The organism is Caenimonas terrae, assembly GCF_042655405.1.
Lineage (GTDB): Bacteria > Pseudomonadota > Gammaproteobacteria > Burkholderiales > Burkholderiaceae_C > Ramlibacter > Ramlibacter terrae_A.
In genome coordinates this window covers 59,101-83,913 of record NZ_JBHSMF010000004.1, presented here as the reverse complement: position 1 = coordinate 83,913, position 24,813 = coordinate 59,101, and the positions used below count along the sequence as shown (strand labels likewise).

The 24,813-nt window shown below is 70.9% G+C and carries 26 protein-coding genes; 5 read left to right on the top strand and 21 right to left on the bottom strand.

What is annotated here, in order from left to right; all coding sequences use genetic code 11:
• Positions 1-200: 200 nt before the first annotated feature.
• From ACFPOE_RS05740 to ACFPOE_RS05690, 11 genes are all read right to left on the bottom strand, one after another.
• Positions 201-881, bottom strand: coding sequence for a sulfite exporter TauE/SafE family protein (locus ACFPOE_RS05740; protein ID WP_376849060.1), 681 nt, complete (start codon positions 879-881; stop codon positions 201-203).
• 10 nt (positions 882-891) lie between these two features.
• Complete coding sequence (gene hemN, locus ACFPOE_RS05735; RefSeq protein ID WP_376849059.1) at positions 892-2,259, bottom strand: oxygen-independent coproporphyrinogen III oxidase; 1,368 nt, start codon at positions 2,257-2,259, stop codon at positions 892-894.
• Between the two features lie 11 nt (positions 2,260-2,270).
• Entirely contained in the window at positions 2,271-3,035 is a 765-nt protein-coding gene (gene fnr, locus ACFPOE_RS05730; RefSeq protein WP_376849058.1) for a fumarate/nitrate reduction transcriptional regulator Fnr, read from the bottom strand.
• A gap of 112 nt (positions 3,036-3,147) precedes the next feature.
• A complete protein-coding gene (locus ACFPOE_RS05725) occupies positions 3,148-3,399 on the bottom strand; it encodes a nitrogen fixation protein FixH (RefSeq protein WP_376849057.1) in 252 nt (83 codons plus the stop codon).
• A gap of 11 nt (positions 3,400-3,410) precedes the next feature.
• Positions 3,411-4,820, bottom strand: coding sequence for a cytochrome c oxidase accessory protein CcoG (gene ccoG / locus ACFPOE_RS05720; protein ID WP_376849056.1), 1,410 nt, complete (start codon positions 4,818-4,820; stop codon positions 3,411-3,413).
• Positions 4,821-4,836: 16 nt separating this feature from the next.
• A complete protein-coding gene (gene ccoP, locus ACFPOE_RS05715) occupies positions 4,837-5,754 on the bottom strand; it encodes a cytochrome-c oxidase, cbb3-type subunit III (protein ID WP_376849055.1) in 918 nt (305 codons plus the stop codon).
• A 14-nt stretch (positions 5,755-5,768) separates the two neighbouring features.
• The gene (locus ACFPOE_RS05710; protein ID WP_376849054.1) at positions 5,769-5,906 is read right to left on the bottom strand and encodes a cbb3-type cytochrome oxidase subunit 3; all 138 of its coding nucleotides are present in this window, start codon (positions 5,904-5,906) and stop codon (positions 5,769-5,771) included.
• A gap of 13 nt (positions 5,907-5,919) precedes the next feature.
• Positions 5,920-6,603, bottom strand: a complete 684-nt coding sequence (ccoO, locus tag ACFPOE_RS05705; protein WP_376849053.1) for a cytochrome-c oxidase, cbb3-type subunit II — start codon at positions 6,601-6,603, stop codon at positions 5,920-5,922.
• Between the two features lie 13 nt (positions 6,604-6,616).
• Positions 6,617-8,050, bottom strand: coding sequence for a cytochrome-c oxidase, cbb3-type subunit I (gene ccoN, locus ACFPOE_RS05700; protein WP_376849052.1), 1,434 nt, complete (start codon positions 8,048-8,050; stop codon positions 6,617-6,619).
• 63 nt (positions 8,051-8,113) lie between these two features.
• Positions 8,114-8,251, bottom strand: a complete 138-nt coding sequence (ccoS, locus tag ACFPOE_RS05695) for a cbb3-type cytochrome oxidase assembly protein CcoS (RefSeq protein WP_376849051.1) — start codon at positions 8,249-8,251, stop codon at positions 8,114-8,116.
• Between the two features lie 8 nt (positions 8,252-8,259).
• A complete protein-coding gene (locus tag ACFPOE_RS05690; RefSeq protein ID WP_376849050.1) occupies positions 8,260-10,536 on the bottom strand; it encodes a heavy metal translocating P-type ATPase in 2,277 nt (758 codons plus the stop codon).
• Between the two features lie 101 nt (positions 10,537-10,637).
• On the opposite strand from ACFPOE_RS05690, the gene ACFPOE_RS05685 reads away from it, so the two are divergent.
• Positions 10,638-11,081, top strand: a complete 444-nt coding sequence (locus tag ACFPOE_RS05685; RefSeq protein WP_376849049.1) for a universal stress protein — start codon at positions 10,638-10,640, stop codon at positions 11,079-11,081.
• On the opposite strand, the gene ACFPOE_RS05680 is transcribed toward ACFPOE_RS05685, so the two are convergent.
• The gene (locus ACFPOE_RS05680) at positions 11,078-11,908 is read right to left on the bottom strand and encodes an isocitrate lyase/PEP mutase family protein (RefSeq protein ID WP_376849048.1); all 831 of its coding nucleotides are present in this window, start codon (positions 11,906-11,908) and stop codon (positions 11,078-11,080) included. The two genes, ACFPOE_RS05685 and ACFPOE_RS05680, sit on opposite strands and share 4 nt — an antisense overlap.
• Before the next feature lie 69 nt (positions 11,909-11,977).
• Entirely contained in the window at positions 11,978-12,403 is a 426-nt protein-coding gene (locus ACFPOE_RS05675; RefSeq protein WP_376849047.1) for a GlcG/HbpS family heme-binding protein, read from the bottom strand.
• A gap of 168 nt (positions 12,404-12,571) precedes the next feature.
• Between ACFPOE_RS05675 and ACFPOE_RS05670 the strand changes: the two genes are divergently transcribed.
• Positions 12,572-12,832: a hypothetical protein gene (locus ACFPOE_RS05670; RefSeq protein ID WP_376849046.1), complete on the top strand. Its 261-nt coding sequence runs from the start codon at positions 12,572-12,574 to the stop codon at positions 12,830-12,832.
• Here ACFPOE_RS05670 and ACFPOE_RS05665 read toward each other — a convergent pair.
• Positions 12,820-13,647: a hypothetical protein gene (locus tag ACFPOE_RS05665; RefSeq protein ID WP_376849045.1), complete on the bottom strand. Its 828-nt coding sequence runs from the start codon at positions 13,645-13,647 to the stop codon at positions 12,820-12,822. The genes ACFPOE_RS05670 and ACFPOE_RS05665 overlap by 13 nt on opposite strands.
• A gap of 32 nt (positions 13,648-13,679) precedes the next feature.
• On the opposite strand from ACFPOE_RS05665, the gene ACFPOE_RS05660 reads away from it, so the two are divergent.
• A complete protein-coding gene (locus ACFPOE_RS05660) occupies positions 13,680-14,612 on the top strand; it encodes an alpha/beta fold hydrolase (RefSeq protein ID WP_376849044.1) in 933 nt (310 codons plus the stop codon).
• A gap of 29 nt (positions 14,613-14,641) precedes the next feature.
• A complete protein-coding gene (locus ACFPOE_RS05655; protein WP_376849043.1) occupies positions 14,642-16,726 on the top strand; it encodes a M3 family metallopeptidase in 2,085 nt (694 codons plus the stop codon).
• Here ACFPOE_RS05655 and ACFPOE_RS05650 read toward each other — a convergent pair whose 3' ends face one another.
• Positions 16,727-16,909, bottom strand: coding sequence for a hypothetical protein (locus tag ACFPOE_RS05650; protein ID WP_376849042.1), 183 nt, complete (start codon positions 16,907-16,909; stop codon positions 16,727-16,729).
• Positions 16,910-17,115: 206 nt separating this feature from the next.
• Between ACFPOE_RS05650 and ACFPOE_RS05645 the strand changes: the two genes are divergently transcribed.
• Entirely contained in the window at positions 17,116-17,373 is a 258-nt protein-coding gene (locus ACFPOE_RS05645; RefSeq protein ID WP_376849041.1) for a hypothetical protein, read from the top strand.
• 25 nt (positions 17,374-17,398) lie between these two features.
• Here the strand turns inward: ACFPOE_RS05645 and ACFPOE_RS05640 are convergent, their stop codons facing one another.
• The 6 genes from ACFPOE_RS05640 to ACFPOE_RS05615 all read right to left on the bottom strand — a co-directional run bounded on the left by ACFPOE_RS05640 (position 17,399) and on the right by ACFPOE_RS05615 (position 24,784).
• Positions 17,399-18,817 (bottom strand): hypothetical protein, encoded by a 1,419-nt coding sequence (locus ACFPOE_RS05640; RefSeq protein ID WP_376849040.1) that lies wholly within the window; start codon positions 18,815-18,817, stop codon positions 17,399-17,401.
• A gap of 5 nt (positions 18,818-18,822) precedes the next feature.
• Positions 18,823-20,268, bottom strand: a complete 1,446-nt coding sequence (locus ACFPOE_RS05635) for an LVIVD repeat-containing protein (RefSeq protein ID WP_376849039.1) — start codon at positions 20,266-20,268, stop codon at positions 18,823-18,825.
• Between the two features lie 51 nt (positions 20,269-20,319).
• A complete protein-coding gene (locus ACFPOE_RS05630) occupies positions 20,320-22,566 on the bottom strand; it encodes a xanthine dehydrogenase family protein molybdopterin-binding subunit (RefSeq protein WP_376849038.1) in 2,247 nt (748 codons plus the stop codon).
• Entirely contained in the window at positions 22,563-23,024 is a 462-nt protein-coding gene (locus ACFPOE_RS05625; protein ID WP_376849037.1) for a (2Fe-2S)-binding protein, read from the bottom strand. Before ACFPOE_RS05625 ends, ACFPOE_RS05630 begins: the two co-directional genes overlap by 4 nt.
• A gap of 108 nt (positions 23,025-23,132) precedes the next feature.
• Positions 23,133-24,077, bottom strand: coding sequence for an acetamidase/formamidase family protein (locus ACFPOE_RS05620; RefSeq protein WP_376849036.1), 945 nt, complete (start codon positions 24,075-24,077; stop codon positions 23,133-23,135).
• On the bottom strand, positions 24,074-24,784 hold the full coding sequence (locus tag ACFPOE_RS05615) for a glutathione S-transferase N-terminal domain-containing protein (RefSeq protein ID WP_376849062.1): 711 nt from the start codon (positions 24,782-24,784) through the stop codon (positions 24,074-24,076). Before ACFPOE_RS05615 ends, ACFPOE_RS05620 begins: the two co-directional genes overlap by 4 nt.
• Between the last annotated feature and the right edge of the window lie 29 nt (positions 24,785-24,813).

Here is a 24,813-nt window from a genome sequence, read left to right as displayed (position 1 = left end):
TCTGTCATTCATAAGGAAAGTCGGATCGATCTGGTTAGGAGGACACAAGGGGCCGCGCCGCCGGCCAAAGGCGTGGGCGCGTGCGGATTGTGCGGCGCCGATCCTTAGCGGAGCCCGACTTCCCGGATGGGGGAATCTACGTAGCTGCCTTTTTTAGTCAGGTTGCAGGCCTGCATCCGCCGAGCCGGGAAGCGGCCGGCTCAGGCCAGGCCGCACCACACTGCCACGCGGTGCGCGAGGTCCACCCAGAGCGCCCAGGAGGCCGCCAGCACCAGCAGCGCGCCGGCCAGCCGGGTGCCGGCCTCGTCCTTCCACGCCTTGCCGCCGGTCTGCAGCCGGGCCAGCAGCAGCGGGGCGAGCGCCAGCGAGACGGCGCTGCCGATGGCGAACAGGGCCATCGCCAGCGCGCCCTGCAGCGGTCCGCCGGTCAGCGAGGCGACCAGCAGCGCGGAATAGAGCAGGCCGCAGGGCATGAAGGCCCACAGCGCACCGGCCGCGAACACGCCGCCGCGGCCCGGCGCGACCTGGCGGATCCGCGTCCAGGCCTGGCGGCCGGCGGCGCTGGCCCACATCGGCTGCCTGGCCTTGAACAGCAGCATCAGCCCCCAGCCCAGCACCGCCAGGTGGAAGAAGGTCCACAGCGGCCGCAGGGCGGCGGTCTGGCTGGTGAGCCAGGCGAAGCTCTGCACCGCCGTCGCCGCCGCCGCCCCGGCCACCGCATAGCCGGCCAGCCGTCCGAGCTGGAAGCTCCACAGCGACGGCCGGCCGCCGGCCGCGCCGGCGCGGGTGATGCCGGCGCAGGCCGCACCGCACATGGCCGCGCAATGCGGCCCGCCGGCCAGGCCCATCAGCAGCGCCGTGGCGGCCAGGGTGGTCGACATGGCAGGCCCGTCAGAGGATGCGCGAGAACTTCGCGCGGTTGCGGTCGGCCTGCAGGTAGCGGTCGAACACCATGGCCACCGCGCGCACGAAGAACCAGCCCTGCGCCGTCACCTGGATGCCGGCCTCGTCCAGCACCACCATGCCCTGCTGCGCAAGCTCGCGCAGCTGTTCCAGCTCCGGCGCGAAATAGCGCGGGAAGTCCAGCAGCCACGCCTGTTCCACCGATTCGAACAGCACCTGCCCCTGGCACATCAGCGCCATGATCACGCTGCGCCGCACCAGGTCGTCGCGCGTCAGCGCCAGGCCGCGCACCACCGGCAGCCGGCCGTGGTCCAGCAGGTCGCAGTATTCCTCCATCGTCTTGGCGTTCTGGCTGTAGGTGGGGCCGACCCGCCCGATCGCCGACACGCCCAGGCCGATCAGGTCGCAGTCCGCCTGCGTGCTGTAGCCCTGGAAGTTGCGGTGCAGCCGGCCCTGGCGCCGGGCCACCGCCAGCGAATCGTCCGGCAGCGCAAAGTGGTCCATGCCGATGTAGACATAGCCCGCGTCCAGGAACGCCTCCAGCGACTGCGACAGCATCGCCACCTTGGCGGCGCCGCCGGGCAGCTCCGACGGCACGATCCGCCGCTGCGGCTTGAAGCGTTCCGGCAGGTGGGCATAGGCATAGAGCGCGATCCGGTCCGGCCGCAGCTGCCGCACCTGCTCCAGCGTGCGCGCAAAGGATTCGGCGCTCTGGCGCGGCAGCCCGTAGATCAGGTCGACGTTGACCGAATCGAAGCCCACCGTGCGCGCCTGCGCCATCAGCGCGCTGACCTGCTCGAAGGGCTGGATGCGATGCACCGCGCGCTGGACGTCGGCGTCGAAGTCCTGCACGCCGAAGCTGACCCGGTTGAAGCCCAGCCCCGCCAGCACGGCGAGGCGGGCCCCGTCCACCGTGCGCGGATCGATCTCGATCGAGTATTCGCCGCCCGGCACCAGCGCGAAGGCGGCCTTGAGCATGTCCATCAGCCGGCGCAGTTCGTCGTCGGACAGGAAGGTGGGCGTGCCGCCGCCCAGGTGCAGCTGCGTCACCGGCTGGCCGGCGCCCAGCCGCGCCACCTGCAGCCCGATTTCGCGCGCCAGGTAGTCCAGGTAGCCTGCCGCCCGCTCGTGGTGCTTGGTGACGATCTTGTTGCAGGCGCAGAAGTAGCACAGCGACTCGCAGAACGGGATGTGCACGTACAGCGACAAGGGCTGGCGCGCACTGCGCTGGGCCAGCGCGTTGACCAGGTCGGCTTCGGTGAAGGCCTCGACGAAGCGGTCAGCGGTCGGGTAGGAGGTGTAGCGCGGGCCGGCGACGTCGTAGCGGCGCAGCAGCTCGGGAGAAACGGCTTGCATCGTCGGCTCCTTCAATGCACCGGCATCGCGAGCGCATCGGCCAGGCGCTGCATGTCGGCGATGCGGATGTGGCGCTTGTCGACTTCCAGCAGGCCCTGCTGCTGGAACGAGGAGAAGGTCCGGCTGACCGTCTCCAGCGTCATGCCCAGGTAGCTGCCGATCTCGGCGCGCGACATCCGCAGGTGGAACTCGCTGGGAGAATAGCCGCGCGCCTTCAGCCGCTGCGACAGGTTCAGCAGGAAGGCGGCCAGCCGCTCCTCCGCGTTCATGCTTCCCAGCAGCAGCATCAGGCTGTGCTCGCGCACGATCTCGCGGCTCATGAGCCGGCTGAGCATGTGCTGCATGCCCGGGGCGCCGGCCGACATTTCCGCCAGCAGGGCGTACGGGATGGCGCAGATCTCGGCGTCCTCCAGCGCGCAGGCGCTGCTCGCGTGCCGGCCCTGCGCCACGCCGTCCAGGCCCATCAGCTCGCCGCCCAGGTGGAAGCCGCCGACCTGCTCGCGGCCGTCGGCCAGCTCCAGGCTGGTCTTGAAGGTGCCGCTGCGCACCGCGTAGATGAACTGGAAGCGGTCGCCCTCGCGGTACAGGCTGGTGCCGGCCTTGACCCGGCGGCGGCTGAACTTCAGGCTGTCCAGCCGCTCCACGGCATTGCCGTCCATGCCGCAGGGCAGGCACAGCTCGCGCAGGTGGCAGTTGGAGCACTGGGTCGGCGCCGCAGCGGTGCGGGCGGCCGCCTCGGGGGCGGAGGCGGACAGGGTGGGGCTTGCGATGGACATGCAGCGACTGTGCCGGGCGGCGCGGCGGCGCGGCATCGGCGGCGGCTGAGTGCAGGGCTCGGACAAGTCCGGTTCGCCGTCGCGACGGCTCCTAGCACGGCTCGGAATATTCCTAGGGCGCGCGCCGGCCCGCGCCGGCCACCGGCGTTGCCGCATGGTTGCGTCCCTGCAGCGCCGGCAGATGGGCCTTGCCCGCGTGCACGGTGCTGTCCTCGGTGGCCAGCACCACCTCGGGGTTGGCCAGGTTCAGCCACACCGTCACCGCGCTGGCGACCACGACGGCGGCTGGGCCGGCGATCACCAGCCAGACATAGCCGAAGGTCCACCACGGCCTGCACTCCTGCGCTTGGGTCTTTTCCGTCATCTCTTTCTCCATCATTGGCGCGGCACCAGGAACGCCGATTTCTCCGTCACCGCCGCCATGCCGCTGGCGTCGCGGACGCTGAACTCGATCGGATGCGAGCCGGGCGTGGCCGCGTCGTGCTCCAGCTGCAGCCGCACCGGAACCCAGCGCGACTGCGCGGGACCGACTTCCACCTCGGTGCCGGACACGATCGCCAGCGTGTTGAGCCCGCTGACGCCGATGCGGTAACGCTGGGTCTGCTCGGTCGCGTTCATGACCTGCAGCCGGTAGACGTTCTCGAACCGGCCGCCGGCCACCATCCGCGTCAGCCCGGCGCGGTCGCGCACCACGTCGACCTTCAGCGGCTGGCGCTCCACCAGGCTCCAGGCCAGGCCGGCGCACAGCGCCACAAGCACGGCGGCGTAGACCAGCACGCGCGGGCGCAGCACCCGCTGCCACATCTGGCGCGGCGTCCAGCCGCCGGCCATGGCGTTCTGCGTGGTGAAGCGGATCAGCCCGCGCGGGTAGCCCATCTTGTCCATCACCGTGTCGCAGACGTCGACGCAGCCGGCGCAGCCGATGCACTCGTACTGCAGCCCGTCGCGGATGTCGATGCCGGTGGGGCAGACCTGCACGCACAGCGAGCAGTCGGTGCAGGCGCCCAGCCCCAGCGCCGCCGGGTCGGCCTTGCGCGAGCGGGCGCCGCGCGGCTCGCCGCGGTCGGCGTCGTAGCTCACGATCAGGGTGTCGCGGTCGAACATGGCGCTCTGGAAGCGCGCATAGGGGCACATGTACTTGCAGACCTGCTCGCGCAGGAAGCCGGCGTTGCCGTAGGTGGCGGCGCCGTAGAAGAACACCCAGAACACCTCCCACGAGCCCATCCGGGTCTGCAGGAATTCCAGCCCCAGCTCGCGGATCGGCGTGAAGTAGCCGACGAAGCTGAAGCCTGTCCACATCGCCAGCGAGATCCACAGCAGGTGCTTGAACCATTTCTTGACCAGCTTTTCCAGCGACATCGGCTGGCCGTCCAGCCGCAGCCGGGCGCCGCGGTCGCCCTCCACCTTGCGCTCGATCCACAGGAAGATCTCGGTGTAGACGGTCTGCGGGCAGGCGAAGCCGCACCACAGCCGCCCCGCCACCGCGGTGAACAGGAACAGCGACAGCGCGCTGATCACCAGCAGCCCGGTGAGGTAGACGAAGTCCTGCGGATACAAGACCAGGCCGAACAGGTAGAAGCGCCGGGCCGCCAGGTCGAACAGCACCGCCTGGCGCTGGCCCCACTGCAGCCACGGCAGGCCGTAGAACACCAGCTGGGTCAGCACCACGAACAGCCAGCGCCAGCGCGCGAACACGCCGTGCACGGTGCGCGGGTAGATCTTCTTGTGCGCCGCGTACAGCGACTCCGCCTCGACCGGCGCGGAGGTGATGGGGATGACTTTCATCGCGGCGGTGGCGCCCTCACTGGCGCGCCAGCTGCGGCCGGTTGGACAGGCCCCAGACATAGGCCGTCAGCACGTGGATCTGGGCCTCGGTCAGCTTGCCGGCCTGCGGCGGCATGTCGTTGACCTTGCCGTTGTTGACCATGGAGACGATCGCCTGCTCGCCCCAGCCGTGCAGCCAGATGTCGTCCGTCAGGTTGGGCGCGCCGATCGCCTGGTTGCCCTTGCCGTCGACGCCATGGCAGGCGGCGCAGGCGGTGAACTTCGACTTGCCCAGTTGCGCGCGGACCGAATCGTGCGGGCTGCCCGACAGGCTCAGCACGTAGTTGGCGACGTTCTTCACGTCGTCGGGCGAGCCGACGGCGGCGGCCATCGGCGGCATGACCGCATGCCGGCCGCCGGTAATGGTTTCCTTGATCTTCTCCGGCGAGCCGCCGTGCAGCCAGTCGTTGTCCGTCAGGTTGGGAAAGCCCTTGCTGCCGCGCGCGTCGGAGCCGTGGCACTGGGCGCAGTTGTTCATGAACAGGCGCTCGCCCACGCTCATCGCGCTCGGGTCGCCGGCCAGCTCCTCGGGCTTGCGGGCGGTGAACTGCGCGTACAGCGGCGCCAGCTCGCGGTTGGCCTTTTCCACCTCGTTCGAGTACTCGCCCGACGTGGTCCAGGCCAGCTGGCCCGGATAGGAGCCCAGCCCCGGGTACGCCACCAGGTAAAGCAGCCCGAACACGATGGTGATCACGAACAGCCACACCCACCAGCGCGGCATCGGGTTGTTCATCTCGCGCAGGTCCTCGTCCCAGACGTGGCCGGTGGTGTTGTCCGCGCTGGAGACCACCTTCTTGCGCGCCGTGATCCAGAGCAGCAGCAGGCAGCCGACGATGCTGGCCAGCGTCAGGGCGGCGACGTACAAGGACCAGAAGTTTCCGTTGAAATCGCTCATGGCGGGCTCCTGTGTCAGTCCTGCTGGAACGGGATGCAGGCGTCTTCGTCGAAGCGCGCGCGGTTGCCGCGGGAATAGGCCCAGCAGGCGATGCCCAGGTAGGCGGCGAACGAGGCCAGCGTCGCCAGGATGCGCAGCGTGGTGATGTCCATGTCTGTGTTCCGATCAGTTGGCCGCGGGCACGCCCGACGGTGCGGCGGCGGTCTTGCCGGCCATGTTGTTGGTCAGCGCCAGGCCCATGCCCTGCAGGTAGGCGACCAGCGCGTCCAGTTCGGTCTTGCCCTGGATGTCGGGCCCGGCCTTGGCGATCTCGGCGTCGGTGTACGGCACGCCGACCCGGCGCAGCGCCTCCATGTGGGTGCCGATGCTGGCGCTGTCCACCGGCGTGCGCTCCAGCCAGGGATAGGCCGGCATGTTCGACTCGGGCACCAGGTCGCGCGGGTTGTTCAGGTGGATGCGGTGCCACTCGTCGCTGTACTTGGCGCCGACCCGCTGCAGGTCCGGCCCGGTGCGCTTGCTGCCCCACTGGAACGGGTGGTCGTAGACGAACTCGCCGGCCACCGAGTAGTGGCCGTAGCGCAGCGTCTCGGCGCGGAACGGCCGGATCATCTGCGAGTGGCAGTTGTAGCAGCCTTCGCGGGTGTAGATGTCGCGGCCGGCCAGCTGCAGCGCGGTGTACGGCTTGACGCCTGGCACCGCCTCGGTGGTCGACTTCTGGAAGAACAGCGGGACGATCTCCACCATGCCGCCGATGGCGACCACCAGCAGGATCAGCACGATCATCAGGAAGTTGTTGGTCTCGATCTTCTCGTGCGAGAAGCCGGGCGCGGAGGTGTTGCTGTCGCTCATGTCTTGCTTTCCATCAGGCGGCCTGCGGCGTCGGCACCGCGACCCGGACCGAGCGTCCGCCGGCCACGGTCATCCAGGTGTTCCAGGCCATCACCAGCATGCCGCCCAGGTACAGCACGCCGCCGATGACGCGGATCACGTAGAACGGATAGGTGGCCTTGACCGACTCGACGAAGGTGTAGGTGAGCGTGCCGTCGGCGTTGACCGCGCGCCACATCAGCCCCTGCATGACGCCGGCGATCCACATGGCGGCGATGTACAGCACGATGCCGATGGTGGCGGTCCAGAAGTGGACCTCGATCGCCTTGACCGAATGCATCTGCTTCTGGCCGAACAGGCGCGGGATCATGTAATACAGCGATCCCATGGTGATCAGGCCGACCCAGCCCAGCGCGCCGGAGTGCACGTGGCCGATGGTCCAGTCCGTGTAGTGCGACAGCGCGTTGACGGTCTTGATCGACATCATCGGGCCTTCGAAGGTGCTCATGCCGTAGAACGACAGCGACACGATCAGGAAGCGCATGATCGGGTCGTCGCGCAGCTTGTGCCAGGCGCCCGACAGCGTCATCACGCCGTTGATCATCCCGCCCCAGCTCGGGGCCAGCAGGATCAGCGAGAACACCATGCCCACCGACTGGGTCCAGTCCGGCAGCGCCGTGTAGTGCAGGTGGTGCGGGCCGGCCCACATGTAGGTGAAGATCAGCGCCCAGAAGTGGACGATGGACAGCCGGTAGCTGTACACCGGGCGGCCGGCCTGCTTGGGGATGAAGTAATACATCATCCCGAGGAAGCCGGCGGTCAGGAAGAAGCCGACCGCGTTGTGGCCGTACCACCACTGGATCATCGCGTCCTGCACGCCGGCGTAGGCCGAATAGGACTTCATCCAGCCGGCCGGCACGGCGGCCGAATTGACGATGTGCAGCAGCGCCACGGCGATGATGAAGGAGCCGTAGAACCAGTTGGCCACGTAGATGTGGCGCACCTTGCGGATGCCGATGGTGCCGAAGAACACGATGGCGTAGGCGACCCAGGCGATGGTGATCAGGATGTCGATCGGCCACTCCAGTTCGGCGTATTCCTTGCCCTGCGTGTAGCCCAGGGGCAGCGAGATCGCCGCCGCCACGATCACCGCCTGCCAGGACCAGAAGTGGAACTGCGCCAGCTTGCCCAGGAACAGCGGCACCTGGCAGGTGCGCTGCACCACGTAGTAGCTGGTTCCCATCAGCGCGCAGCCGCCGAAGGCGAAGATCACCGCGTTGGTGTGCAGCGGCCGCAGCCGCCCGTAACTGAGCCAGGGAATGCCGAAATTGAGTTCGGGCCACGCCAGCTGCGCGGCGATGAACAGGCCCACCAGCATGCCGACCACGCCCCACACCACCGACATCAGGGCGAACTGGCGCACGATCGTGTCGTCGTAGAGCGCGGCGGGCTGTTGTTGATCGTTCATTGGAGTCACCTTCGTCGATCCAGCGAGTGTCCCGGGCCGGCCCGGGCACCGGGTTGAGCTAGGTCAATCGCCCGGCAGAATCCGTTCGCCCTCGGCGTCGAGCGCCTCGAACTGGCCGCGCCACACGGCCCAGGCCAGTGCCCCCAGGATCGCCAGCGCGAGTGCCACCGACAGCGGGATCAGCAGGAACAGGATGTCCATCGCTTGCCTTATGCGCCGTGGCCGGCGTGCGCCAGCCGCGCGGAATTGAGAACCACCAGCAGCGAGCTGGCCGCCATGCCCAGCCCCGCCAGCCACGGCGGCATGGCGCCGGCGATCGCCAGCGGCACGCAGACGGCGTTGTAGAGCGCGGCCCAGGCCAGGTTCTGGCGCACCACGCGGCGGGTGCGGCGCGCGTGCCGCAGCAGCGAAGCGACCCGCGCCAGCTGCGCGCCCGCGATCACCACATCGGCCTGCGCCTGCGCCAGCGGCACCGCTTCGCCGACCGCGACCGAGACGTCGGCGCGGGCCAGCGCCGGCCCGTCGTTCAGGCCGTCGCCGACCATCGCCACCCGGTGGCCGCGCGCCTGCAGGCTGTCCAGCCGGGCCAGCTTGTCCTGCGGCGTGCAGCCGCCCGTGAACAGCGCGATGCCGGCGCGGCCCGCCACCCGCGCCACCGCCGCCGGGCGGTCGCCCGACAGGATGTGGACCGCGACGCCGAGGCGGCGCAGCGACGCGATCGCCTCCACCGCGTCCGCACGCAGCGTCTCGTGCAGCTCGAAGCTGGCCAGCCAGCCCGCCTCGTCCGCCAGGTGCGCCTGCATTTCGCTGCCGGTCGCACGGGAAGCGGGCGCGCCGCAAAACGGCGCGGAGCCGAGCCGCAGCGCGGCGCTCCGCTCCGGCTCGGCGCAGTGCAGCGTGCCGCGGATGCCGCCGCCCGGGACCTCCGCGACGTTGGCGGCGGACCACGGGCCGGGCTGGAAGCTGGCGGCGATGGCGCGCGACGCCGGGTGCAGCGACTGGCTCGCCAGCGCCGCCGCCTGCTGGCGCACCCGCACCGGGTCGGCCCCGCTGCGGATCGCCACGGCGCCGACGCTCATGCGGTCGCTGGTCAGGGTGCCGGTCTTGTCGAACACCACGGTGTCCACCGCGGCGCAGCTCTCCAGCGCCTGCAGCCGGCGCACCAGCACGCCGCGCCGCGCCATCGCGCCGGCGGCGGCCAGCGTCGCCGCCGGCGTGGCCAGCGACAGGGCGCAGGGGCAGGTGACGATCAGCACCGCGACCGCCACGCCGATCGCGTGCGCCGGCCCGGCCGGCCACCACCAGGCGGCGGCGCCGGCGCTGGCCAGCAGCACCAGCAGCAGGAAGGGACTGGCGATGCGGTCGGCCAGCTGCGCCAGCCGCGGCTTGTCCAGCGAGGCGCGCTGCATCAGCGCCACGATCTCGGCATAGCGGGTCTGGTTGCCGGTGCGCATCACGCGCACCTGCAGCGGCCCGCTCAGGTTGTGGCTGCCGGCCACCACTGCCAGCCCGGGGCCGCGCCACAGCGGCGTCGACTCGCCGGTGAGCAGCGCCTCGTCGACCCGGCTGGCGCCGGCTTCGACCACGCCGTCGGCCGGGACGGCTTCGCCGGGCAGCACGCGGATCAGGTCGCCGAACGCCAGCCGGCGCACCGGCACCCGCTCGAAGCGGCCGTCGGCGCCCTTGCGCTCCACCGTGGCGGGCAGCCGGCGCATCAGCGCCTCCAGCGCGCCGGCCGTGCTGTCACGCAGCCGCGCTTCCAGCAGCCGTCCCGACAGCAGGAAGAACACGAACATCGTCACCGAGTCGTACCAGACCTCGCCGCCCGGCGCGCTGCCGAAGGTGGTGGCGGTGCTGGCGGCGAAGGCGATCAGCACGCCCAGCGCCACCGGCACGTCCATGCCGATGCGGCGCTGGCGCAGGTCGCGCAGCGCCGAGGCGAAGAAAGGCTGGCAGCAGAACAGCACCACCGGCAGCGTCAGGATCCAGGAGGCCCAGAGCAGCAGCGCGACGATGTCCGGCGTGATCTCGCCGGGCTTGGCGATGTAGGCCGGGAAGGCGTACATCATCACCTGCATCATGCAGAAGCCCGCCACCAGCCAGCGCCACAGCATCAGGCGCGCGGCCTGCCGGCGCGGCTGCGCCGCCAGCACGTCGCCGGCCGGCAGCGCGCCATAGCCGGCGCGCCCCAGTGCGGCCAGCCAGGCCGAGGGCCGGGTCTGCTGCGGCGACCAGACCACCCGCGCCAGCGCGGCGGGCCCGTTGACCTCCACGGCGAGGACGCCGGGCAGCTGCGCCAGCGCCGCTTCCACCGTGAGCGAGCAGGCAGCGCAATGCATGCCGGTGATGGCAAGCCACGATTCCCACCGGCCGTCGTGGCCGGCCAGCGGCCGGCTGAAGGTCTGCCACTCGGCCGGTTCGTCCAGCGGGGCGCCGGCGGGTGCGGACGCGGCGAACTCGAACTGCGGGACGACGGCTGTCTGCATGGCGCAAGCCTATTCGGGGCGGCGCGCCGGCCGCTTGACCTACATCAAGCCGGCCCGCGCCGCCGTCCCTAAGCTGGGGGCTCAAGCACCAAGGAGACACCATGTACCAGCGCATCCTCGTTCCCACCGACGGCTCCACGCTGTCGAACAAGGCGGTGAAGTGCGCCATCGAGCAGGCGGCCACCAGCGGGGCCGAACTGGTGGCGCTGTACGTGGTGCCGCGCTATCCCATCAGCTATTTCGAGGGCGGCATCTCGGTGCCGGATTCGGAAGTCGCCCGCACCGAGAAGCAGTGGGCCGACAAGGGCCAGGCGGTGGTCGACGAGGTGCAGAAGACCGCCACCGCCAAGGGCGTGAAGGCCAAGGGCGTGCTGGCGCGCTCGGACCTGGTCGCCGAATCGGTGATCAGCGCGGCGAAAAAGCACAAGTGCGACCTGATCGTGATGGCCTCGCACGGCCGCAGGGGCATCAAGCGCGTGCTGCTGGGAAGCGAAACCCAGCACGTGCTCACGCACAGCAAGCTGCCGGTGCTGGTGCTGCGCTAGCCGGAGCGAAACAGCGCGTTCAGCTCCGCGCCCGAGGCCGCGTCGGCGAAGGCATCGAATCGGCCTTCGCTGGCGATCTGCTGCGCCGCCCGCATGAAGCCGCCCCAGGCGCTGCGCGCCAGCGCCCCGCCGACGCTGACCCGGCGCACGCCCAGGGCCGCGATGTCGGCCAGCGTGAGGTCAGTGGCGAACCCGATCAGCAGGTTGAACGGCTTGGGCGCCACCGCGGCCACCACGGCGGCGATCTGCTCGCGCGTCCTGATGCCCGGCGCATAGAGGCAGTCCGCGCCCGCCTCCGCATAGGCCTGCAGCCGGCGGATGGTGTCGGCCAGGTCCGGCCGCCCCACGATGAAGTTCTCTGCGCGGCCCACCAGCAGGGTGTCGCCGCCGGCCGCGTCGATCGCCGAGCGGGCCGCGCGCATGCGCTCCACCGCCGACGCGATGTCGCGCAGCGGCTGCTGCGCATCGCCGGTCGAATCCTCGATCGAGATGCCGGCGACGCCGGTTTCCACGGCCAGCGCCACGTTGCGCGCCACGCCGGCGGCCTCCGGCGCATAGCCGGCTTCGAAATCCGCATTCACCGGCAGGGAAGTAGCCGCCACCATCTCGCGCAGGTGCGCCAGCACTTCGTCCAGCGCCATCTGGCCGTCGGCCTGCGCGTGCCGCCAGGCCGCGCCCGAGCTGGTGGTGGCCAGCGCCTGGAAGCCCAGGCTCTGGAGATAGCGCGCGCTGCCGGCGTCCCACGGATTCGGAATGACGAAGCAGCCGGACTGGTGCAGCTGGCGGAAGGTCTGCCGGCGGGCAGCAACGGTGTCGGAGTTCAGCATGAGGGCACTGTAGGGCCAGGCGTTGCCGCGATCAAGCCGCGGCGCAATGCGCGGACGGCGCCGAACTCTTCAGCCGGCGCTCAGACCGGCGGACTCGACGCCGGCGATGCAGATCGCTTCGTCCTCGTCGCCGGTGCCGCCGCTGGCGCCGACCGCGCCCAGCACCTGGCCGGCCGCGTCCTTGATCAGCACCGCGCCGGTCTGCGGCAGGAAGCGGCCGCCGGAGGTGGCGGCCAGCGAGACGAAGAAGTTGGGGTTGTCCTTGGCCCGCTGCATCAGCGCGCGGCTCGACGCGCCCATGCCGACCGCGCCCCAGGCCTTGCCCTGCGCCACCTCGAAGCGGAACATGCTGGCGCCGTCCTCGCGGGCGAAGGCCTTGAGGTGGCCGGCGTCGTCGAGCACCGCGACGCCCATCGGCTTGAAGCCGCTGGCCTTGGACCTGGCCAGGGCGCCGGCGATGATCTGGTTGGCTTGTTCGAGGGTGAGGGATGGCATGGTCGTGTCCTTGCTGGGGGGAACATGATTCTGGCATCCCGGGCCGGCCCGACCGGCGCCGGACTGAGCAGCGCGTGGCGTGAATTTGCGCACGCAATTGCCGTGCGCCTTGGGGCGTATCGAATCCGGCCTACAGGGCGCCCCCGGGCACGGGGCTAATTTGCCCGCATGGACACCCTCCCCAGGCAAGCGCAGCGACAGGCGGCGCGGGGCCTGCTGGCGCGCCGGCACAGCGCGCGGCTGGCCATCCACCGGCTGGCGCTGGAGCGCGCCGAGCGCCGGCTGTACGAGGTGCTCAAGGACGACCCCAGCCCGCCGGCCGAACTGATCAGCCCGTTCGTGGCCGACATCATGCGGCTGCGGCGCGAGGAACAGGAACTGCGCGACCGGCTCGGCCGCATCGGGCGCCGGCGCTCCTACCGCTCCTGAGGCGCGCGCCGCAGCACGGTGCGGGCCAGCGCGAACAGGCCCCACAACATGGCCAGCGGCAGCACCAGCGTCTGCAGGATGAAGATCACCATCAGCCGGATGACGTGCTCGGTGGCCTGCTCGGCCGCCTGCTTCAGGCGCTCGAAGCCTTCCTTCCAGGCCGTGCCCTGGGCCCCGGCCCACGACTTGATGCGGTCGACCAGCCCCTGGCTCTGCGCCGGCGCGGTGGCCGGGCTGTCGCGGTCGACCTGCGTTGCGGTGCGATCGAGCACCTGCTCGCTGGCGGCGTAGTCGCGCGCCAGGAACTGCTGGAACAGCAGGTCGCTGCCGATGGTGGCCAGCGGCAGCGCGAAGCGCAGCATCAGCAGCACGACCAGCGCCTGCGCCAGCCACGGCGGCGAGCGCAGCCGCCGCGCCGCCAGCAGCGCCCAGGCCAGCGCCACGCCCGTCAGCACCAGCGAAACCGCCCAGTGCGCGCCGATCGCCACCAGCACCTTCTCGATGCCGAAGGCCACGCTGGCCACCAGCATCAGGGTGGAGAAGGTTTCGATCACATCGTTCACCGGGTCCAGCACCTGGCCCACCGTCAGGTTGACGCCCACGCCCAGCGGCTGCAGCGAGACCTCGGTGCCCTGGGCGACGGAGATGATCGCGTTGAGCGTGCGCGCCACCGCGAAGCTCACCAGAGCGCGCTGCAGGCCGGCATCGATCCGGCGGTTGGCCGCCGCTTCCAGCGGCCCCAGCCAGGCGCACACCACCATGGCGGCCACGAGCACAATGGCGAGTACGCGGCCGGTCGGACGGATTGGCTTCATCAATTCATTATGTGTCGCCCCCCGGAACTGCCATGAACGATTCCATGCAGCCGCTGCGCCGCATCCAGGCCGGCGTGCTGGACGTCGCGTACCACGAGTCCGGTCCCGCCGGCGCAGCGCCGGTGTTCCTGATGCACGGGTTTCCGTACGACATCCACAGCTACGAGGCGGTGGCGCCGATCCTGGCCGGCGCCGGCTGCCGGGTGATCGTTCCCTACCTGCGCGGCTACGGGCCGACGCGCTTCCTGGCCGCCGCCACGCCGCGCTCGGGCGAGCAGGCCGCGCTCGGCGCCGACCTGCTGGCGCTGATGGATGCGCTGCAGGTTCCGCGGGCGGTGCTGGCCGGCTACGACTGGGGCGGCCGCGCCGCCTGCGTGGTGGCGGCCCTGTGGCCCGAGCGCTGCAGCGGCCTGGTCTCGTTCAACAGCTACAACATCCAGAACATCGCCCGCGCCATGGAGCCGGACACGCCGGCCAACGAGCACCGGCTCTGGTACCAGTATTACTTCCACAGCGAGCGCGGCCGCGCGGGGCTGCAGCAGGACCGGCGCGGCATCACCCGGCTGCTGTGGCAGCTGTGGTCGCCGACCTGGGCCTTCGACGACGCCACCTTCGAGCGCAGCGCCGCCGCCTTCGACAACCCGGATTTCGTGGCGGTGGTGATCCAGTCCTATCGCCATCGCTTCGGCCTGGCCGCCGGCGATCCTGCCTACGCCGGCATCGAGCGCCGGCTGGCGGCCCAGCCCGCGATCGGCGTGCCCACCATCAGCTTCGACGGCGCCGACGACGGCGTGCGCCCGCCGGCCGCCGCCGCCGCCCACGCGCACCGCTTCAGCGGCGCGCGCTCGCACCGGCTGGTGCCCGGCGTCGGCCACAACATGCCGCAGGAAGCGCCGCGGGTGTTTGCCGACGCCGTGCTGGAACTGGTGGCCGCATCGACGCCGGATCTGTCATCCCGGGCCTGACCGGCATCGCAAGGGGTGAAAATACGCCCATGAAGAATCCCGACCCCCACTCGCCCGCCGTCGCCGCCAATCCGCTGCTGCAGGACTGGACCGCTCCCTACGGGCTGCCGCCGTTCAGCCAGGTGCGGCCCGAGCACTTCGCGCCGGCCTTCGAGGTCGCGATGAAGGCGCACCTGGCCGAGATCGAGGCCATCGCCGCCAACCCGCAGCCGCCGACCTTCGACAACACGCTGGCGGCGCTGGACCGCAGCGGCCGGCTGTTCACCCGCATCGAACTGCTGTTCAGCAACCTGACCGTCAGCGAGACCAATCCGCCGCTGCAGGCCGTGCAGCGCGAGCTGGCCGGGCCGCTGGCCGCGCACGAGAACGCGGTCTCGATGCACCAGGGCCTGTTCGCTCGCATCGATCAACTGCATGCGCAGCGCGACACGCTGGGCCTGGACGAAGAGAGCCTGCGCCTGCTGGAACGCATCCACCTGGACTTCGTGCTGGCCGGGGCCAAGCTGGCGCCGGCCGCGCGCGCCCGCTATTCGGAAATCACCGAGCAGCTGGCCGAGCTCTCCACCCAGTTCTCGCAGAACCTGCTGGCCGACGAAGCGGACTGGCTGCTGGAGCTGCACGGCGAAGCGGACCTGGCCGGCCTGCCGGAGTCGGTGCGCGCGGCCGCCCGCGGCGCGGCGCAGCAGCGTGGGCTGCCGGCCGGCGCCCATGCGGTCACGCTCTCGCCCTCGCTGGCCGAACCCTTCCTCACCTTCTCGGCGCGGCGCGACCTGCGCGAGCAGGTCTGGCGCGCGCGCGTGCAGCGCGGCGCCAACGGCGGCAAGCACGACAACCGCACCATCGCCGCCCGCATCATCGAGCTGCGGCAGGAGCAGGCGGCGCTGCACGGCCACGCCAGCTACGCCGACTACGCGCTGGCCGACCGCATGGCCAGCGGCACGGCGGCGGTGCAGGACCTGCTGCGCCAGGCCTGGGAACCGGCCAAGCAGAAGGCCGCAGAGGACCGCGTGCTGCTCACGCAGATGGCCACGCAGCTTGGCGAGCCGACGCCGATCGCGGCCTGGGACTGGCGCTACTTGGCCGAGAAGGTGCGGCAGCAGAAGTTCGACCTGCAGGAGGCCGAACTCAAGCCCTACTTCGCGCTGGACAACATGATCGCCGCGATGTTCGACGCCGCCGGCCGGCTGTTCGGGCTGAGGTTCGTCGAGCAGCACGGGCTGGCGCTGTACCACCCCGACGTGCGGCTGTGGGAAGTGCGCGACCGCGCCGGCAAGCTGGCCGGCATCTTCCTGGGCGACAACTTCGCCCGGCCCTCCAAGCGCAGCGGCGCCTGGATGAGCATCTTCCGCAGCCAGTCCGGGCTGGACGGCGGCACGCTGCCGATCGTGATCAACAACAACAACTTCGCCAAGGCCAGCCCGACCCTGCTGAGCTTCGACGACGTGCGCACGCTGTTCCACGAGTTCGGCCACGGCCTGCACGGCCTGCTGTCGCAGGTGAAGTACGAGCGGCTGGCCGGCACGCGCGTGCTGCGCGACTTCGTGGAGCTGCCGTCGCAGCTGTTCGAGAACTGGGCGCTGGAGCCGCAGATTCTCGAACGGCACGCGCGCCACCACGAGACCGGCGCACCGATCCCCAAGGCGCTGCTGGACAAGCTCGATGCCGCGCGCCGCTTCGACCAGGCCTGGGCCACCGTGCAGTACACCGGTCCGGCGCTGATCGACATGGCGCTGCACAGCCTGCCGCACGGCACGCCGATCGACATCGCGCAGTTCGAGGCGCAGCAGATCGCCGCGCTGGGCATTCCCGAGGACATCGGACAGCGCCACCACCTGCCGCATTTCCAGCACCTGTTCTCCGGCTCCAGCTATGCGGCCGGCTACTACGTCTACATGTGGGCGGAGGTGCTGGAGGCCGACGCCTTCAACGCGTTCACCGAGGCCGGCGACCCCTTCCACCCGGAGACGGCGCAGCGGCTGCTGAGCAACGTCTACAGCGCCGGCAGCACGCGCGCGCCGGCGCAGGCCTTCCGCAGCTTCCGCGGCCGCGATCCGGTGGTGGAGCCGATGCTGGCCAAGCGCGGCCTGATCGCCGGCGGCGGCAGCAGGCGCTAGCTAGCCGGTGGAGCGCTTGGGAGGGCCGGCGTCCGGGTCGGGTGCCGGCGCCATTTCCTTGATCGCCCGGTCCAGCAAGCTCCGGCGTTTTTCCAGCGGGAGGGCCTTGTTCAGCCAGGGTGGGGGATCGTCGTGGCGGCGGCTGCCTCCAATGCCGGCCGCGCTGACTCGTTTTTCTTTCATGTGAAGGATTTCACGCCGGATTGCAGGCCTCATCGGTGGGACATGGCGGCCGATGCTTGTCAGTGAGGGCTTACCGGCCCCTTCGCGTGATGGAGCCTCCACGTCTGTGACAGGGCTTTACCCCTTGTTCATGCACTGACATCGGCGCGACACGCAGTGCTTCGACCATCGGCGCTTCCCTTGCCCGTCCGAGGAGGACCCGCCGCATGAGTCAACAGTATTGCGCCGGCCGCACCCCAGCCGTGCAGCCCGACTCCCGCCTGGCCTCCGGCTACGACGAACTGACCCGCCTGGACCAGGCCTTGCGCGAGGCCGAGCGGCGGCTGGCGGCGGCCCATGGCCTGTGCGGCGGGCCGCCGCCGGCGCAACAGGCGCAGGAGGTGTACCTGGAAGTGCTGGCGCTGCGCGACTGCGCGCGCCGCGTGCTGCTCGAACTGTCGGAGCTGTGGATCGCCGAGCGCTGAGTGCTGAGTGCGGCGCGTCCGCGGCTCAGGGCGAGTAGCTGGCGATCGGGTCGGCAATGACCGCCAGGCTGGCGGCGGTGTAGGCCAGCATCAGCGCCACCAGCGGCAGCGTGGCGCGCAACGGCAGGCGCAAGCGTTGCGCCACCCGGTGGGACAGCCAGACGCCGGCGCAATGGCCGGCCACCACCATCGCGATCGCCACGTTCCAGGTGGTGCCTGCATCGACCAGCCCGCTGCGGATGTGCAGTTGCGCCGTGCCCAGCAGGTTCCAGCCCCAGCCGAACGGATCCGATGCCAGCGCCAGCAGCGCCTGCCCCTGGTCCACCAGGCTGGTGAAGTTGTGGGCGATGGTGTAGCCGACGGCGATCGGCACCAGGGTCGGCGCGAAGCTGCGCGCGATCGCCACTGCCGGCAGGCCGCTGGCCAGCGCAGCGGTGGCGATGCATGTGATTGCGTAGGCGGCCAGGAACAGCAGCCACACCGCCAGCAGGCCCAGCGTGCCGGCCACCAGGCCGTCGACGGCGGGCACGTGCAGCAGGCGCTGCAGCAAGCCCTCGAACCACGGCCAGGCACTGCCGGCATGCAGGCCGTCGAACAGCACGGTGGACAGCATCGCCAGCACGAAGGCGGGGCCGCCGGCCGGCAGCTCGGCGCCCTGCCCGTCGGCCAGCGCCGCGCCCGGCGCGCGCAGCGCGATGCGCCCGTGCGGCGCGTCCAGCGCCAGCGGCGCCATCCGTCCGAGCAGGCCGAAATAGATGGCGAACAGGTCGCCGTTGCGCCGCCATTGCGCGCGCCCGAAGCAGCCCATTCCCGCCAGCGTGATCGCGCTCCAGCCCAGCGCGGCGACGCCGAGCCGCCGCGGCACCGCCGCCAGCGGATAGACCACTTCGAACCAGCTCCACGCCAGCAGCAGCAGCGCGGCCGGCCAGCAGCCCAGCGCCGCGGGCCAGCGCCAGCCGGGCGCGAGGCCTTGCGGCCGCCCGAGCCGGCGCGCCGCCGCCTGCCCCGCATCGAACAGGGTGGCCCACGGATCGAGCAGCGGCCAGAGGTCGATCACGAAGGCCGCCAGCAGCGACAGGCCCAGCCACCAGCCGATCCAGACCAGCGTGGGCGCCAGGTTCATCAGCGGGTCGGCGCTGCCGGCCAGCGCCGCCGCCACGGTGACCAGGAACACCAGCAGCCCCAGGCCGCGCAGCGCGACCGCCAGTGCTGCCGGCAACCGCAGCTCCGCGCGCGGCGGCGCGTGCAGCGCGGGCGCCGCGGCGGTGCCCGACGCCCGGCGCGCGAACAGCAACGCCAGCAGGAACGACAGCGCCACCGCCAGCACCGCGCCGATGACGAAATGGGCTAGCGGCGCCGGCAGCGCATGGCGCTCGTCGAAGCCGTGCGCCCACAGCGGCAGGGGCAGCGCCAGGCCGGCCGCCAGCGCGGCACGCAAGCGCACGGCCGCTACCGGACGGCGGCCTGCCAGTTGGCGATGTCGCGCGCCGGTCCGGTCAGCTCCAGGATGTGCATCCCGCTGTTGGCGCGGTCCACGATGTAGATGTAGCCGCGGTCGTCGACCTCCACGTTGTTGGTCTGGATCGCCAGCCGGTTGGCCGCCTCGGTGTAGGGCAGCTTGGCGGCGATCATGCTGGCGGGCGTCTCCAGCACCACCGTGTTCTTGTTGACGGCCGGGATGTAGAAGCCGATCTCCTTCGGGTTGAAGGGATCGCGGATGTCCACCGCCCGCACGCCGGCGTTGAAGTGGGCGAAGAACATGATCTTGCGGTAGTAGACCGGCGTCATGCTCTCGTTGGAGGAATGGGTGCCGAAGCGGCCGCCGCGCGAGCAGAAGTTGCCGCTGTGCTCGGGCACCGTCCAGCTGGCCACGCCGAACGGCTTGGTCTCGGTGGTGGCGTCGACGAACCACGCCATCTGCCGGCCTTCCAGGCATTCCTTCTGGATCGCCTCGTCGGTGATCACCAGGAAGTCGCGGGTCTTGCCCAGCAGGTTCTTGGAGAACTCCGCGATCGGCATGCCGGGGATCGGGAACACCGTGTGCGCGCCGTGCATCGGCGGCAGGTCGAGCCGCGCGACCTGCGGCGCCAGCAGGTTCTCCACCGTCGGCTCCGGGGCGCCATTGAGCAGCTTGGCGCGGTCGACGATCTGCACCACGCCCTCGGTGTTGGTGCCGTAGCCGAAGTAGACGCGGTTGCCCTTCGGGCCGGTGGAGATCGCACCGTGCACCGCGATCGGCACCGGGCCGCCGGCGCCGGGCTGCTGGCCGACCAGGCCGAAGTCGCGGATGAACACCGGCTTGGCCGGGTCGGACAGGTCGTAGATCTGGGTCATGCGGTTGGTGCGCCATTGCGGATGGCCAGACACCAGGTAGGCGATGCCGGTGTCGCATTCCCAGAAGTTCTTGTGCGTGCCCTTCAGGCCCTTGCCGATGGTGGTCAGCAGCGACGGCCGCGCCGGGTCCGTCACGTCCCAGATTTCATGCGCCTGGTTGCCGAACACCCGCAGCATGTAGAACTTGCTCTTGTCGGCCTTGGGCAGATCGGCGCCGCTGCAGACCCGCACCATCTGCGCGCCGCCCTGCTCCGCCTTGCCCGGCTCGCCCGGGATGTGCGCCAGGTACTTCGGGTTGTGCACGTCGGTGACGTCGACGATCGAAGTGCCGTTGTCTTCGTCCTTGCCGGTCAGCGGGTTGAGCTTGCGGTCGCCATGGTGGCCGACGTACGCGATCCAGCGCTGTCCCTGGTGCGCGATGGTCGGCTGGTACGCGGTGCGGCCCTGCAGGTCGTTGTAGCCGGCCAGCCGCATGTTGCGGGCCTCGGCGGTGGCCGGGGCCTGCGCCAGGGCGGCACCGGCCGCCGCAAGCGCTGCGCCGGCCAGGACGAGGCGGGTCAATCGGGAAATCTGCATGGGTGGGTCTCCGGTTTTGTTGTGGTGGACGCCGGCTCAGGTGAGCAGGGCCTGGATGCGCTCGGCGTGCAGCGGCAGGTCGCGCGGCCGCCGTCCGCAGGCGCTGGCGATGGCATTGGCGATGGCGGCGACGGTGGGGCCGTGCGCGCCTTCGCCCACGCCCAGCGGCTTGTCCTGCGGCCGGTCGATCAGCTCCACCTTCACCGACGGCATCTCGGGAAAGCGCAGGATGCGGTAGTCGGGCCAGTTGCGCGCCAGCAGGTTGTTGCTGTCGTGCGGCGCCGATTCGTGCAGCGTCCAGCTGGTCGACTGGATGATGCCGCCCTCGATCTGGTTGCGCAGGCCGTCGGGGTTGATCACCAGCCCGGCGTCGGCGGCGGCCCAGGCCCGCTCCACCCGCACCACGCCGGTCCGGGTGTCGACGCTGACGTCGGCCACCACCGCGCAGTACGCGGCCAGGTTCTTGTATTTGGCGAAGCCCATGCCGCGGCCCTTGCGCACGCCGGGCGGGACCGCCGGCCCTGGCGTGCGCGTGTCGGCAGCCACGGTCCTGCTCCAGCCCGCCATGGCTGCAGCCTTCTCGATCACGGCCCGGCCGCGCGCATCGCGCAGGTGCGCCAGCCGGAACTCCACCGGGTCCATGCCGGCGGCGCCGGCCAGTTCGTCCATGAAGGATTCGAGCGCGAAGACGTTGGCATAGGCGCCCAGCGTGCGCAGCGCCGAGGTGCGGATCGGTAGGTCGACCAGCAGGTGGTTCACCACCTTCTGCCGCGGGAAGTCATACAGCGGCACCGCGTTGCGGTCGCTGCCGCCCGAGGGCTGCGGGATGTTGCGGGACGGCCCGGCCGGCAGCGGCTGCTCCAGCGACCAGGCGGCCAGCAGGTTGCTGCCGTCCGGATCGTTGGGACGGGTGCTGTGGGTGTAGCTCCAGACCTCGTGCTGCCAGTCCACCACCTTGCCGGAGGAATCGAGCGCGGCGCGCAGCTGCATGGTCATCGCCGAGCCCAGCGGCTCCCAGGTGAATTCGTCCTCGCGCATCCACTGCAGCCGCACCGGCGTGCCGGGCAGGGCCCGCGCCAGCAGGGCCGCATCCAGCGCCACGTCGTCGGCGCCGTTGTGGCCGTAGCAGCCCGAGCCCTCGCGGTGCATCACGGTGATGCTGGCGGCCGGCAGCCGCAGCACCTTGGCCATGTCGGCGCGCAGCGGGAACACGCCCTGGGTGTGGCTCCAGACCCGCAGCTTGCCCTCATCCCACTGGGCGACAGCGCAGGACGGGCCGATGGAGGCATGCGCCTGGTAGGGCCGGGTGTAGTCGGCCACCAGCCGGGCCGCCGGGGCGTCGGCAGCAACCGGATTCTTCTTCTCGTTGACCACGGTGTCGACCGTGCGCCGGGTCCGCATGTGGGCGAACAGCGCGGCGCCGGACGGCGGCAGGTCGCCGGGCGCGCTCCAGCGGGCGCTCGCCTGCAGCGCGCGGGCGGCGGCGATGGCCTGCTCCTCGCGGCTGGCGGCGACGGCCAGGAAGCTGCCGTCGCGCACCACGGCCAGCACGCCGGGCATCGCCTTGGCCGCGTCGATGTCCACGGCCAGCAGCTTCGCCCGGGGCGCGCCGGGGCGCACGACCCGGCCATGGACCATGCCGGGCAGGCGCAGGTCCTGCACATAGGCCTGGCCGCCCGTGACCTTGGCCGGGATGTCGCGCCGCTGCATGCTCTGGCCGACCAGCCGGTGCTGCTTGCCGGACTTGGGGGCGATTTTGGCGGTGGCTTCGCGCCGCAGCGACGCGTCGGCCGACACCTCCCAGTAGGTGGTGCGGCCGGCGCCGCGCGCCTGCACCACGCCGTCGTTCACCTCCAGCTCGGTCACCGGCACGCCCAGCTTCGCGCCAGCCGCCGCCAGCAGCAGCGAGCGCGCCTCGGCGCAGGCGTATTGCAGTGCCGTGCCGCTGTCCTGGATCGACAGGCTGCCCGAGGTCACGCCCTCGTTGGGCGTGCGCGAGGTGTCGCCGGAAACCAGCTGCAGGCGCTTCGGGTCGACATCGAGTTCGTCGGCCGCGATCTGCGTCAGCGCGGTGAGGATGCCCTGGCCCAGTTCCACCTTGCCGGTGAACACGGTCACCGTGCCGTCAGCGTTGATCCGCAGCCAGCTGTCCAACTGGCGGTTGCCGTTCAGGCTGCCGGGCAGCACGGCGGCGGCCGGCGCCTGCGCCACGGCCGGCAGCAGCGGCGCCAGGCTGAACAGAACGGTCAGCGAGCCCCCCTGCAGGAAGCCGCGCCGCTTCATGCCAGCTCCCTGGCGGCGCGCTGGATCGCGCGCACGATGCGGGTGTGGGTGCCGCAGCGGCACAGGTTGCCGGCCATGGCGTCGCGGATCTGCGCTTCGTCGGGCTGCGGATTGCGATCCAGCAGGCCCTTGGCCGACATGATCATTCCGGCGATGCAGTAGCCGCACTGCGCGGCCTGTTCCTCGATGAACGCCCGCTGCAGCACGTGCAGCCGCTGCGGGTCGCCCAGGCCTTCCAGCGTGGTGATCCGGCCGTCGGCCGCGGCGGAGGCCGGATAGACGCAGGAGCGGATCGGCTGGCCGTCCAGCAGCACGGTGCAGGCGCCGCAGTGGGCCGCCCCGCAGCCGTACTTGGCGCTGTTGATGCCGACGTCGTTGCGCAGCACGTACAGCAGCGGTGTGTCGGGCGCCGCCGGGCTGGTGTGGCGGGTGCCGTTGACGGTCAGCGATACGGTCATCTGTCTGCCCCTGCGTGGTTTGGGGCGCAGGCTAGGGCTTCCGGCCGGAAGCGTCAAACAAAACAGATTTCCGCCGGGCGAAAAAGTCCCGCTCGCCGGCCGGCGGCTTCAGTCCGGCACCACCAGCGCCGACTTCGGCAGCATCACGTGGATGCCCTTGTGCTCGTTCACCAGCTGGGTGACGTGCACGTCGGCCGCCAGGCTCATGAGCATGAAGGCCTGCGCGCGCGACAGCGTCGAATGGGCGACGACGTAGTCGATCATCCGGCGCAGGGCCGCCTGGGCGGCGTCGTCCAGGTCCGGGTCCATGCCCATCGTGATCACGTGCGTCGGCGTCTCGGCCTGCGGATAGCGGATGTCGAGGTCCTTGCGCAGCACGATCTCCAGCGTGCCTTCCAGCGCGGTCTCGATCGCGGTGGTGCAGACCTCGCCGTCGCCCTGCACGCCGTGGCCGTCGCCCAGCGACAGCCGGCCGCCCTCGACGTGCACCGGCAGGTACAGCGTCGAGCCGGGGACCAGCTGCTTGTTGTCCAGGTTGCCGCCGTGGGCGCGCGGCTGGATGGTCGAGATCATTCCCCAGGCCGGCGGCGGCGCCACCCCCATCACGCCGAAGAAGGGCCGCAGCGGCAGCTCGGTGCCCCAGGGCAGGACGCCGACATTGCGCTCGCGGTCCAGCCGCACGATCATCTGCTCGAAGGCGGCGAAGTCGTTGGGCAGCGCCCCGGCCAGCGGCCGCACGTAGGTGTAGCCCCAGTCCTGCCGCAGCCGGATGTCCAGGATCCGGATCTCCAGCACGTCGCCCGGCTGCGCGCCGCGCACCGCGATCGGCCCGGTCAGGATGTGGCCGGGCATGCGGCGCTCCACGCCGGCGTGGATGCGGTGCAGTTCCGGCGGCACGTGGTAGCCGGCGCCCGGCAGGTTGGACACGCCGCCCGACACCGTCTCCACCGTCACGCGGTCGCCGCTCTCGATGGTCAGCACCGGCGCCAGCGCCGCGTCGAACCAGCCCCAGTGCACGCTGCCGACGTCGGCGGCCAGGCGATGCTGCTTCATGCGGCCGGCCGCTTCGGAATCTCCAGCCCCCTGGCGACCGCGGGCCGGGCGACGAACGCATCGACCGTGCGCGTCAGGTTGGGGAAGTTGGAGATGCCGACCAAGTCGCCGGCGCCGTAGAAGCCATACAGGTTGCGCACCCACGGCCAGGTGGCGATGTCGGCGATGCTGTAGTCGTCGCCCATCAGCCACTTGCGGCCTTCCATGCGCTGGTTCAGCACGTTCAGCAGCCGCTTGGCTTCCTCGACGTAGCGGTCGCGCGGGCGCTTGTCCTCGTAGTCCTTGCCGGCGAACTTGTGGAAGAAGCCGAGCTGGCCGAACATCGGCCCGATGCCGCCCATCTGGAACATCAGCCATTGCAGCGTCTCGTAGCGGCCGGCGCCGTGCTCGGGCAGGAACTGGCCGGTCTTGTCGGCCAGGTAGATCAGGATCGCGCCCGATTCGAACAGCGCCAGCGGCTTGCCGCCCGGCCCTTCCGGATCGAGGATGGCCGGGATCTTGTTGTTGGGGTTGATCGACAGGAACTCCGGCGTGGTCTGGTCGTTGCTGGCGAAGTTGACCAGGTGCGGCTCGTACGGCAGGCCGGTCTCCTCCAGCATGATCGAGGCCTTGACGCCGTTGGGCGTGGGCAGCGAATAGAGCTGGATGCGCTCGGGAAACTGGGCCGGCCACCTCTTGGTGACGGGGAAGGGGGAGAGATCTTTCAGCACGCGGGCTCCTTCGGTGAGGCTGTGGC